This is a genomic window from Aquabacterium sp. (assembly GCF_041915145.1).
Lineage (GTDB): Bacteria > Pseudomonadota > Gammaproteobacteria > Burkholderiales > Burkholderiaceae_C > Aquabacterium.
Genome location: NZ_JAYSBZ010000041.1, coordinates 17,925 through 29,667, shown reverse-complemented (window position 1 = coordinate 29,667; position 11,743 = coordinate 17,925). Strand labels below are relative to the sequence as shown.

7 protein-coding genes are annotated in these 11,743 nt (G+C 68.9%); 4 read left to right on the top strand and 3 right to left on the bottom strand.

Translation table 11 applies throughout. The annotated features are described in order from the left end of the window. The 3 genes from ACE3SS_RS09320 to ACE3SS_RS09310 all read left to right on the top strand — a co-directional run. A partial coding sequence (locus ACE3SS_RS09320) for a DUF1343 domain-containing protein (protein WP_374593202.1) occupies positions 1-662 on the top strand: 662 nt, incomplete at its 5' end. Between the two features lie 117 nt (positions 663-779). Beyond that, complete coding sequence (locus tag ACE3SS_RS09315) at positions 780-2,630, top strand: response regulator (RefSeq protein WP_374593200.1); 1,851 nt, start codon at positions 780-782, stop codon at positions 2,628-2,630. A gap of 41 nt (positions 2,631-2,671) precedes the next feature. Further along, entirely contained in the window at positions 2,672-3,751 is a 1,080-nt protein-coding gene (locus tag ACE3SS_RS09310; RefSeq protein ID WP_374593198.1) for a serine/threonine protein kinase, read from the top strand. 15 nt (positions 3,752-3,766) lie between these two features. On the opposite strand, the gene ACE3SS_RS09305 is transcribed toward ACE3SS_RS09310, so the two are convergent. The 3 genes from ACE3SS_RS09305 to ACE3SS_RS09295 all read right to left on the bottom strand — a co-directional run bounded on the left by ACE3SS_RS09305 (position 3,767) and on the right by ACE3SS_RS09295 (position 5,337). Continuing rightward, on the bottom strand, positions 3,767-4,093 hold the full coding sequence (locus ACE3SS_RS09305; protein ID WP_374593196.1) for a hypothetical protein: 327 nt from the start codon (positions 4,091-4,093) through the stop codon (positions 3,767-3,769). A 175-nt stretch (positions 4,094-4,268) separates the two neighbouring features. Next, on the bottom strand, positions 4,269-4,481 hold the full coding sequence (locus ACE3SS_RS09300; RefSeq protein ID WP_374593194.1) for a hypothetical protein: 213 nt from the start codon (positions 4,479-4,481) through the stop codon (positions 4,269-4,271). A 268-nt stretch (positions 4,482-4,749) separates the two neighbouring features. Further along, a complete protein-coding gene (locus ACE3SS_RS09295; RefSeq protein ID WP_374593192.1) occupies positions 4,750-5,337 on the bottom strand; it encodes a chalcone isomerase family protein in 588 nt (195 codons plus the stop codon). Positions 5,338-5,583: 246 nt separating this feature from the next. Here ACE3SS_RS09295 and ACE3SS_RS09290 point away from each other — a divergent pair, with 246 nt between their 5' ends. After that, positions 5,584-11,742 carry an alpha-2-macroglobulin gene (locus tag ACE3SS_RS09290; protein ID WP_374593190.1) on the top strand — a complete coding sequence of 2,053 codons (6,159 nt, stop codon included), beginning with the start codon at positions 5,584-5,586 and terminating at the stop codon, positions 11,740-11,742. Position 11,743 lies beyond the last annotated feature (1 nt).

Genomic DNA, 11,743 nt, shown 5'->3' with positions numbered 1-11,743 from the left:
TCACCGGCTGCCACCCCCTGCCCGTGCAACACGGCCTCACGCTCGGCGAGCTGGCGCGGCTGATCAATGCCGAGCAACAGATCGGCGCCGACCTGCGCGTGGTGGCCATGCAGGGCTATCGCCGCAACGCGTGGTACGACCAGACCCATCTCGACTGGGTGCCGCCCAGCCCCAACCTGCGCACCCTCGCGCAAACCGCGCTGTACCCCGGCGTGGCCTTGGTGGAGGGCGCCAACGTCAGCGTGGCGCGCGGCACCGAGCATCCGTTCGAGTGGATCGGGGCGCCGTGGGTGGACGGCGCCGTGCTGGCCCGCGAGTTGCGCGCGCGCAAGCTGCCCGGCGTGAGCGTGGCGCCGGTGAGCTTCACGCCCACCGAGTCGCCCTACAAGGGGCAGCCCTGCCAGGGCGTGCGCTTCACCATCACCGACCGCGGCGCCTTGCGTGCCGTCGAGCTCGGCATCGAGCTGACAGCGGCGCTGCAGCACCTCTACGGCGCCCGCTTCGAGCTCGACAAGACCGCCGGCATGATCGGCTCGCGCGCCGTGCTGCAAGCGCTGCGCGAGGGGCGCGAGCCGGCGCAGATCCGCGCCGAATGGGCGCCCGCCGCGCAAGCCTTTGCCGAGCGCAGCCGCGCCTGGTGGCTGTATCTGCCAACGCCGTAGGTCTCTTCTCGCCCCCCGATCGCGGGGGTAGGGACTGGAACGATTTCACGCTTCGTGGCCGGCAACTGGGTGAAATCCTGTGCGCGCGGCCGCGTCGTCGCCACGACCATACGAAGCGTGAAGTCCGCCACCCCCCCTCCTTTGACGCTGGTGGGAGTCGCTCCTGAACCCGGGGCGGCTGCCGCGCCCGTCGATCTGCCCATCGACCAGTTGGTGCGGCGCGACCGCATCCGCATGCTCTACAGCCATGTGCGCGTCACGGTGCTGGTGGCCGGCGCCTTCGCCGCCATGATGTGCTGGCTGCTTGCGCCGATGCTCCAGTCGTCGCTGGTCTGGCCTTGGCTGGTTGCCAAATGCGTGGTGCTGGTGCCGCGCTGGTTGCAGGCCATGCGCTACGGTCAGGCCAGCAATCGCAGCCAGGAGCACTGGTACCGCTGCGCGGTGCTGCTGGCCTTTCTCGACGGCCTGGTGTGGGGCGCGGCGGTGTGGCTGGTGTCGCCCGCGGATCGCGCCGACGTCATGGCCATCACCATCGGCGCGACCCTGGGCATCGGCGCCATCGGCTCGTTTGCCCTGGCCATCGACCTGCGCGCGGTGGCCGCGCTGATCGTGCCCATGACGCTGCCCAACATCGTCTATTGCGGGCTGCTGGGCAATCGATTCGGTGCCTTCACCTCGGTCGGCTTGCTGGTGTTCATGACCATCCTGCTGCTCGAGGCCAAGCGCGCGCAGCGCCGCGTGACCGAGCTGCTCACGCTGCGCTACACCACCGAGCGCGTCGCCAAGGAACGCGAGCAGGCGCTGGCGCTGGCCGAGCACCACAGCGAGGCCAAGAGCCGGTTCCTGGCCACCATGAGCCACGAGATGCGTACGCCGCTGCACGGCATCCTGGGGCTGGCGCGCATGCTGCACGACGACGAGCACCGCCCGCTGGCGCGCAACAGGCTCGAGCTGCTGCAACGCTCGGGCGACCACCTGCTCACCGTCATCAACGACGTGCTCGACTTCTCCAAGATCGAGGCCGGCTACCTGCGCGTCGAGAACAAGCGCTTCGAGCTGTCGGCGCTGGTGGACGAAGTGATCGGCGTGCTGTCGGTGGCCGCCGCGCAGAAGGGCCTGAGCCTGTCGCTGCAATACGAGCTGCCGCGACCCTGCACCGTGCTGGGCGACCCGGCCCGCCTGCGTCAGGTGGCGCTCAACCTGCTGAGCAACGCCATCAAGTTCACCGAGCACGGTCGGGTGGCGCTGCGGGTGCGCGCCGGCGAGTGCGAGGGCGAGGTGCACTTCGCCGTGCAAGACACCGGCATCGGCATCGACGCCCGCGAGGTGGCGCGCATTTTCGAGGCCTTTCACCAGGTCGAGAGCACCTTCGCCCGACGCCACGCCGGCACCGGCCTGGGCCTGACCATCTCGCGCAAGCTCTGCCAGGCCATGGGCGGCGAGCTGACCTGCGCGAGTCAGCCCGACGAGGGCTCGACCTTCGCCTTCGCGCTGCCGCTGTCCCGGGTGGACGAGCCCGCCGTCTCGGCGCTCGAACCCGATCAACCCAGCTTGTGGGCCGGCCCGGGCGTGCAAGTGCTGCTGGTCGAGGACAACCCCGTCAACGCCCTGGTGGCCGAGGCCATCCTGCAGCAGGCCGGCGTGGCCGTGACCTCCGTGGCCGACGGCCTGGCCGCCGTCGAATGGCTGGAGCGGCGTCAGGCCGACCTGGTGCTGATGGACTGCCAGATGCCGGGCATGGACGGCTTCGAGGCCACGCGGCAGATTCGTCGCCGCGAACAGCAGCGCGCCTGGCAGCGCGTGCCCATCGTGGCCCTCACCGCCAACGCCCACGACGCCGATCGCCAGCGCTGCCTCGAAGCCGGCATGAACGATCACCTCGCCAAACCGTTCTCGAGAGAAGCCTTGCTGGCCGTGCTCGAACGCTACGTGGGCGGCCAGCCCTTCGAGCGGCGCGCCCGCGCCTGAAGCGCGCCACGCGGGCCGCGACCCCGACGTACCATCGGGCGATGCCCTGCACGCCCCACCCCGCCCCGCACGAAGCGGCCGACGCCCCCACGGCCGACACGCCCTACGCCGATCTCACCCCCGCCGCCGTGCTCGACGCGCTCGACGCCGTGGGCCTGCGCGGCGACGGCCGGCTGCTGCAGCTCAACTCCTACGAGAACCGCGTCTTCCAGGTGCACCTCGAAGACGGCGCCGTGATCGTCGCCAAGTTCTACCGCGCCGGGCGCTGGAGCGACGCCGCCATCCTCGAAGAACACGCCTTCGCCCGCCAGCTCGCCGAGGCCGAGGTGCCCATGGTGGCGCCCCTGGTGCTGCAACCCGATCACCCGGATCACACCGAAGGCCCCGACGCCCCCACCCTGCTGGGCACGCCGCCCACCTTGGCGCGGCGCGGCGCGCTACGCTGGGCGGCGGCGCCGCGCCGTGGCGGGCGCGCGCCCAACCTCGAAGACCCCGAGGTGCTGGCCTGGCTGGGCCGTTTGCTGGGGCGCCTGCACAACGTGGGGACGACCGAGCCCTTCGCGCACCGCCCGCGGCTCGACGTGGCCACGCTGGGCCGCGGCGCGCGCGACTGGCTGATCGAGCACGACGTGGTGCCGCCCGAGCAGATCGGCGCCTGGCGCGGCGCGGCGGACGAGGCCCTGGACTTGGCCCAGGCGGCCTTCGACGCCCTGCCCGACCTGCGCTGGCTGCGCGTGCACGGCGACTGCCACGTCGGCAACCTGCTCTGGACGCCCGACGGCCCGCACTTTGTTGACCTCGACGACACCGGCACCGCGCCGGCCGTGCAGGACCTCTGGATGATGCTGGGTGCCGACCCGGCGGAGCGGCGGCACCAGCTCGACGCGCTGCTCGGCGGCTACGAGCAGGTGCGCGAGTTCGACGACCGCGAGCTGCGCCTCATCGAGCCGCTGCGCACCTTGCGGCTGCTGCACCACAGCGCCTGGATCGCGCGGCGCTGGCGCGACCCGGCCTTTCCGGTGGCGTTTCCGTGGTTCGACAGCCCGGCCTACTGGGCGGGGCAGGCGCAGCTGTTGCGCCAGCAGATCGACTGGATGGCGCCGGGTGGCGCCGAAGCCTGAGCGCCCGGCCCGGCGTCAGGCTGCGTCGCAACCCAGCGCGGCGGGGTCGACCGGCTCGATCAGACCCACTTCGAGCAGACGGCTGGCGGCGGCCACCGGGTCGTCGATGCCGCTGGCTTGCGGCGTCAGCACGCCGAGCGGCGTCAGGCCCGTCACCATGCGCAACAGACGGCGCTCGGCGGGGTCGAGCAAGGTGCGTTCGAGCAACACCTCTTGATGGCCCGCCAGGGTGCGGGTGTAGACGCCATCCAGGCTGGGCGGTGTCGAGTCGGTGGGGGCGAGAGCGCGAGCGAGGGCGGGCGAAGAGGGGCGGGACAACGAGGACACTTTGACGGCATTCATTTCGGGCTCCAGCGGGTGTTGTCTCCCCCATCAGGTTCGAGCCTGGCGCTGTTTTATTTTTTTCGCCTCGCAGTGTATGCCGTCCCTAAGTAAAAACCCGCCGAACTCGGACGAGTCGGCGGGTTTCTTGACGCGACCGTGACGGCTGCACGGCCACGTTGCGCAAGGCGGCGGATCAGCCCAGGGTGGCCAGCTCGGCGTTGACCTTTTCGAGCAGTTCCTTGGTGATCAGGCCGCCCGAGAAGTTGGCCACCACCGACAGCGGGAAGCCGCGACCCATGCCGATTTGCGGGTGGGTCGAGATGCCGGGCATATGCTTTTCAAGAATGGCCTTGGTGGTTTCGTTGTCCAGCAGGTCGCCCAGCTTGTTTTCGATGGAGAAGCTCATGTTTGTTCCTCGGTAGCAAGTAAATGGATTGCAATGAATGCCGGGCCGACGAGAACCAGGGGTTCGACTCGTGCGCGCCGGAGCGCGGCACGGGGTGGGCGAGCGTCGCCTCGGCAAGCGGAAATTTCGCGGCACCAGTGCGCAAGCATAACGGCTTGGCGCGACATTTTTAACACCGGCGCAGGTGCTTTTCAGGGGGCGCAAAAGTGGTTGCGTCAAGGGCTTGCGCGCCGCGTGGCGGCAGGTCAGGCGCCTGCCGAAAACCGGGTCAGGCGCCGAGCAACGCCTGGGTGTAGTCGGGGCCGCAGCCAGGGGTCATCATGTACATGCGCAAGAAAATCTGGAACATCAGCTCGCTGTTCATGGCCTCGCTGGCATCCACCAGCGGCTTGCCGTTGATGCTGCCCGTGATGCCCACGCCGGGGTGCCAGTCCATGCGAACCACGTCGCCCTTGCTGATCTTGCCGATGGCGCTGTAGATGCCGCCCAGCCGGCCCACTTGGGGAATCAGCTGCTTGAACTCGGCCTCGCTGGCCGCCGATTTGAAGTCCGCCACGAAGTAGCGCGACAGCATCGGCCCGGTCAGGTCGCGCAGCAGCGTGAGCTCGATGCGCTTCGGGCCGTGCAGCTTGTAGATGCCGTCCATCGTGTGGCGCGGCTCGCTCAGGTAGATCGCGGTGACGTTGGTCTTGAAATAGCCCCGCTTGAGCACCGCCGCGCCGTTGAGCGTGAGCGTGGCGCCATCGAGCACGGTGGTTTCTTTCACGGGCACGCCTTCGAGCTCGGCGGCCAGGGCCCCCACCCAGGCCGACAAGCCCATGCACACCAGCGCGATTTTTCGGGGCAAAGATCTCATGACGGCAGCCTCGCTGTCGATTCGTTGCGGAACTGTAGAAGGCAGTATCGGCACCTGAGCGCCAGGGCCTCGGCACGCGCCCTCGTCAGCCGCCAAAAATTGCCGCCGCTGCGGTCTTTTTGCAAACGCCGCATCAGCGGGTTTTGACGAAGCCCGCCCGAATGGCGCGACGAATGTCACGGCCTTCGTACCACAATCGCGCATCGCGCATCAAGACGCACGGATCCAGAACCCAGGAGGACGCCCATGGCCGACACGCAAAACCACCCCTCGTCATCGACCCGCTCGTGGCGGCAACGCCCGGGTTGGCGCGGCGCCGTCCGCCTGCTCGGCGCGGCAGCAGCCGTGGCCGCGCTGGGCGGCGCCGGCGCGCTGTGGGCCGTGACGCTGCAGACCGTGTCGCCGCAAGGCGAGGTGGCCCGCGTGCGGCAAGCCCGCGCCACTTTCAGCGACTCGATGGTCAACTTCGGCGACCCGCGCCTGCCCGCGCCGCTCGACGTGCGCTGCACCAACGACAAACCCGTCACCGGCACCGGCCGCTGGGTGGACGACAAGACCTGGGTTTACGACTTCACGCAAGACGTGCCCGCCGGCACGCGCTGCAAGCTCAACGCCAAGGCGGGGCTCAAATCGCTGGGCGGCGAGGCCCTGACCGGCAGCACGCAGTTCGAGTTCAGCACCGGCGGTCCGGCCGTGGTGCGCGCCTACCCCTCGCCCGGCGACTACAACAAGATCGAAGAAGAGCAGATCTTCGCGCTGCTGCTCAACGGCCCGGCCACCAAAGAAAGCATCGAGCAGCACGCCTGGTGCGAAGCCAGCGGCGTGAGCGAGCGCCTGCCGGTGGCCGTGGTGACGGGCGCCACGCGCACCGACATCCTCAAGGCCGTGGGCCTGGTGCCGCAGCAAGAGCGCGTGGTCACCGTGCGTTGCGCGCGCCCCTTGCCGCCCGATGCCACCGTGAGCGTGGTGTGGGCCAAGGGCATCGCCACGCCGTCGGGCGTGCCGAACTCGGCCGATCGGCGCCTGGGCTACAAGGTGCGCCCGCCCTTTACCGCCAGCTTCACCTGCGAGCGCAGCAACGCGCGCGCCGACTGCCTGCCGATTCGCCCGCTGCGCGTCGAGTTCTCGTCGCCCGTGCCGCGCAAGCTGGCCGAGCGCATCGTGCTCAAGACGCCCGATGGCGACGTGAAGCCGCGCGTCGAGCAAAACCGGGGTGACGTGAACGAGCGCCTGGTCGAAGTGGAAAGCGGCGGCCTGCGCAAGTGGTTCTACTTTTTCAGCCGCAACCAGGGCGAGGTCAAGATCGACCCGTCCGAGAGCGCGGTGACGGCGGTTGAATTCGCGCCGCCGTTTGCCGAGAACGCCGCCGTCAGCATCGAGCTGCCGAGCGACTTGCGCGACGACTCGGGCCGCGCGCTGAGCAACGCGGGCGCCTTCCCGATCAAGACGCGCACGGCCGATGCGCCGCCGCTGGCCAAGTTCTCGCGCGCCACCTTCGGCATCCTCGAACTCAACGCCGAACCGACGCTGCCGGTGACGGTGCGCCACGTCGAAGGCGATCTGGCCGTCAAAGGCCTGAACCTGCCGGGCAGCGCGGTGCGCGATCTGAAGCTGGCCGACGATGCCGCCATCATCGGCTGGCTGGCGCGCGTCAAGCGCTACGACGAATCGCGCTTGCCGCGCGACGAGGTGCAGAGCGAGCTGGGCATCAAGCTGCCCGTGCCGGCCAAGCCCAAGGCCAGCAAACGCAAGGCCAAGCGCTACGGCGCCGACGACACGGTGGACGACGGCGAACCCTACTTCGATGCCGAAGACCCGGCCTTTGTGCAGACGCGCACCGTGAGCCTGCTCAACCGCCAGCACGAGGCCAAGAAGCTGAGCCTGCCCAGCAACGCCAAGACCGAGCCGCATCCGTTCGAGGTGATCGGCATCCCGATGCCGCAGCCCGGCTTTCATGTGGTCGAGATCGAGTCGCCGCGCCTGGGCCGAGCCCTGCTCGACCGCGACGCGCCGATGTTCGTGCGTACCAGCGTGCTCGTCACCAACCTGGGCGTGCATTTCAAGTGGGGCGCGCTGAACTCGGGCGTGTGGGTCACCACGCTGGACAAGGCCCAGCCGGTGGCCGGTGCCGCGCTGCAGATCTCCGACTGCCAAGGCAAGGTGCTGTGGAAGGGCTACTCGGACCGCAACGGCTTCGCGCTCGTCAACCAGGATCTGCCGCCGCTGGATTGGGACTACTGCTCTGCAGGCCGCAGCGGGCGCGAAGAAGGCTACTTCGTCAGCGCGCGCAAGACCGACGAGCAAGGCCGCGCCGACATGGCCTTCGTTTGGTCGAGCTGGAACGAGGGCATCGAGGCGTGGCGCTTCCACGTCAACACCGGCGACCGCCACGACCCCGAGCCGGTGCACTTTCATTCGGTGCTCGACCGCACCTTGCTGCGCGCCGGGCAGACCGTGTCGATGAAGCATTTCCATCGGGCCGAAACGCTCACGGGCATGCGTCTGGTGGATCGCGACGAGTTGCCGACGCAGGTACGCATCGTGCACGAGGGCTCGGGGCAGCAGTTCGAGTTCCCGCTGCAGTGGCGCGGCGGGCGCTACGCCGAGACCACGTTCAAGATCCCCGAAGATGCCAAGCTCGGCGTCTACAACGTGTCGCTGGTGCGCGGCTTGAGTGCGTGGGGCACGGGCGACTTCCGCGTCGAAGAATTCCGCCTGCCGGTCATGACCGGCCGCATCATCGGCCCCAAAGAGGCACTGGTGCAGCCCAAGGACGTGCCGCTGGGTTTGCAGATCAACTACGGCAACGGCGGTGGTGCGTCCGGCCTGCCGGTGCGCGTGTCGGCCCAGCTGGGCGAAGCCAATGTGGCCAGCGCGCTGCGCACCGACCGCTACCCCGGCTACCGCTTCGACCCGCCCGCCGAGCCGCGCGACCCCAACGCGCGCGGTTTCTTCTCTGAAGAGTATGTGGACGAGGACGACAACGAGCGCTTCACCCACACGCGCAACGACAGCAACAAGCTGGTGGCCGACAAGCTCGCGGTGACGCTCGACAAGAACGGCGCCGCCAACGTGACGCTGCCCAAGCTGCCCGAGGTGAAGACGCCGCGCGAGCTGCTGGTGCAGGCCACCTACGCCGACCCGAACGGCGAGGTGCAGACGCTGAGCCAGACGCTGCCCGTGTGGCCCGCCGCCGTGGTGCTGGGCGTGCGTACCGAGTCGTGGGTGTCGGTGCGGCAGAAGGTGGGCACCCAGGTGGTGGCGCTCGACACCGCTGGCAAACCGCAGGCCGGTGTGAGCGTGAAGCTGCGCGCGGTGTCGCACCGTACTTCGTCCACCCGCAAGCGCCTGGTGGGCGGCTTCTATGCCTACGACAACCAGAACGCCGATCAAGACCTGGGCGAGGTGTGCAGCGGCACCAGCGACGCGCGCGGCCTGGTGTTCTGCGAGGTCGAGCTCAACACGCTCGGCCAGGTCGAGCTGATCGCCGAAGCCAAGGACAACGGCGGCCACGTGGCGCGCTCGGCTTCGTCGGTGTGGGTCACGCGGCAGGGCGAGGTCTGGTTCGGCGGCGACAACCAGGACCGCATGGACGTGATCCCCGAGCAGCGCAATTACGAGCCGGGGCAGACGGCGAAGTTTCAGGTGCGCAGCCCCTTCCGCCACGCGACCGCGCTGGTGGCGGTGGAGCGCAACGGCATCATCGAGACCTTCACCGTCGAGCTGAACGGCAAGGACCCGACCATCGAGGTGCCCGTCAAGGCCGAGTGGGCGCCGAACGTGTATGTGTCGGTGCTGGCCGTGCGCGGCCGTGTGCGCGAGGTGCCGTGGTATTCGTTCTTCAGCTGGGGCTGGCGCGCGCCCAGCGAGTGGTGGCACGCGTGGCGCACCGAGGGGCAGGAATATCAAGAGCCGACCGCGATGGTCGATCTGTCCAAGCCGGCGTTCAAGTACGGCATCGCCGAGATCCAGGTGGGCATCGCCGGGCACAAGCTCAAGGTGGACGTGACGCCCGACAAGTCGAGCTACCCGATTCGCGCCACCAGCACGGTGCGCGTGAAGGTGACGCTGCCCGACGGCTCGCCCGCGCCGGCTGGCACCGAGGTGGCCTTGGCCGCGGTGGACGAAGCCCTGCTTGAGCTGCGCCCCAACGCCAGCTGGGATCTGCTCGGCGCGATGATCAAGCCGCGTGGCTACGGCATCGAAACGGCCACCGCGCAGATGCAGATCATCGGCAAACGGCACTACGGCAAGAAAGCCGCGCCGGCGGGTGGCGGGGGCGGCGAGTTCCCGACGCGCGAGTTGTTCGACACGCTGCTGCTCTGGAACCCGTCCGTGGTGCTCGATGCGAAGGGCGAGGCCGTCGTCAAGGTGCCGCTGAACGATTCGCTCACTAGCTTCCGCATCGTCGCCGTGGCCGACGCCATCAAGGGCAAGAACGTGGCGCTGTTCGGCACCGGCTCGGCCAGCATCCGCGCCACGCAAGACCTGCAGATCGTTTCGGGCGTGCCGCCGCTGGTGCGCGAGGGCGATCAATACCGCGCGATGTTCACGCTGCGCAACACCACGGGCAAGCCGATGGATGCGGTGCTCACGGGTCAAGCCGGGTCCGCCTTGCCCGAGCAGCGCATCCACATCGAAGCCAACGGCGCGGCCGAGGCCGGGTGGGACGTGACCGTGCCCTACAACGTCAAGCAGCTCGATTGGCAGGTGGCCGCTCAAGCCGGCGGCGTGCAAGACCGCATGAAGTTCGTGCAGAAGGTGGCCGAGGCCGTACCCGTGACGGTGCAGCAGGCCACGCTGATGCAGCTCGACAAGCAAGTCAGCATCCCCATCGCGCCGCCGCAGAAGGCGCTGCCGGGTGCCGACGGCGCGCTGCGTGGCGGCATCGAAGTGGCGTTCAAGCCCAAGCTGGCCGATGGCCTGCCCGGCGTGCGCGAGTTCTTCTTGCGCTACCCGTGGTCGTGCCTCGAGCAAAAGACGTCCATCGCCATCGGCCTGCGCGACACGGCCTACTGGCAGACCATCGCCGCGCAGATCCCGCTCTATCTCGACGAAAACGGCCTGGCCAACTACTTCCCGCCCAGCGCGGGTTGGCACAACACGGGCAGCGATTCGCTCACGGCCTATCTGCTGTCGATCTCGGACGAAGCCACCAAGCTGGGCTACGACTTCAATATCCCGAGCGACACGCGCGACAAGATGGAGCGCGCCCTGATCGCCTTCGTCGAGGGCCGCTTGAAGCGCGAGTTCTGGGCGCCCGCCTTCTTGAAGAACGGCGACCTCGACGTGCGCAAGGTGGCCGCGCTCGAAGCCCTGAGCCGCACCGGCCGCGTGCAGCCACGCATGCTGGGCTCCATCCAGATCCTGCCCAACCAGTGGCCCACCGGCGCGGTGATCGACTGGCTGATGGTGCTCGACCGCGTGAAGGACATCCCCGATCGCGACAAGCGCATCACCGAAGCCGAGCAGATCTTGCGCGCGCGGCTCAACGTGCAGGGCACTCGGCTGGGCTTCTCGACCGAGCGCGACGACAGCTGGTGGTGGTTGATGAGCAATGGCGACGTCAACAGCGTCCGCATGATCGGCGCCGTGCTCACCAAGCCCGCCTGGGCCACCGACCTGCCGCGCCTGGTGGTGGGCACGCTGCAGCGCCAGCAATGGGGGCGCTGGTCCACCACGGTGGCCAACGCCTGGGGCTCGGTCGCCATCGAGGCGTTCTCGAAGCGCTTCGAGCGCGACCCGGTGGCGGGCCGCTCGCAGGTGGGCTTCGAGCCGGGCGGCACGGCGTCATCAGCGCAGTTGCTCGACTGGGCCAAACAAGCCTCGGGCGGCACGGTGGCACTCGGCTGGCCGCAGGGCTTTGCCGTGGGCGGCAACAAGGCGGCCACCACCGTGAAGGTCACGCACGACGGCAGCGGCAAGCCCTGGCTCACCTTCACCAGCAAGGCGGCGGTGCCGGTGCTGCAACCCTTCAGCTCGGGCTACCGCATCACCAAGACGGTGACGCCGGTTGAGCAAAAGGTGAAGGGCACGTACAGCCGCGGCGACGTGCTGCGCATCAAGCTCGACATCGACGTGCAGGCCGACGCCACCTGGGTCGTGCTCAACGACCCCGTGCCCGGCGGCGCCACCCTTTTGGGCAGCGGCCTGGGCCGCGACAGCGCGATGGACACGCAAAGCGAGAACGCCGACGAGCGCGGCTGGCTGGCGTATCAAGAGCGCAGCTTCGAGGCCTACCGCGCCTACTACCGCTACCTGCCCAAGGGCGCGTTCAGCGTCGAATACACCGTGCGCCTGAACAATCCGGGCACCTTCGGTTTGCCGCAAACGCGCATGGAAGCGATGTACGCGCCCGAGATGTTCGGCGAATCACCCAACGCGGCGGTGGTGGTGAAGCCGTGAG

What these genes read in the sequence shown, in the direction of transcription:
- ACE3SS_RS09290 (WP_374593190.1), top strand. Translation starts at nt 5,584, where the DNA reads ATGGCCGACACGCAAAACCACCCCTCGTCATCGACCCGCTCGTGGCGG.
- ACE3SS_RS09295 (WP_374593192.1), bottom strand. Translation starts at nt 5,337, where the DNA reads ATGAGATCTTTGCCCCGAAAAATCGCGCTGGTGTGCATGGGCTTGTCG.
- ACE3SS_RS09300 (WP_374593194.1), bottom strand. Translation starts at nt 4,481, where the DNA reads ATGAGCTTCTCCATCGAAAACAAGCTGGGCGACCTGCTGGACAACGAA.
- ACE3SS_RS09305 (WP_374593196.1), bottom strand. Translation starts at nt 4,093, where the DNA reads ATGAATGCCGTCAAAGTGTCCTCGTTGTCCCGCCCCTCTTCGCCCGCC.
- ACE3SS_RS09310 (WP_374593198.1), top strand. Translation starts at nt 2,672, where the DNA reads ATGCCCTGCACGCCCCACCCCGCCCCGCACGAAGCGGCCGACGCCCCC.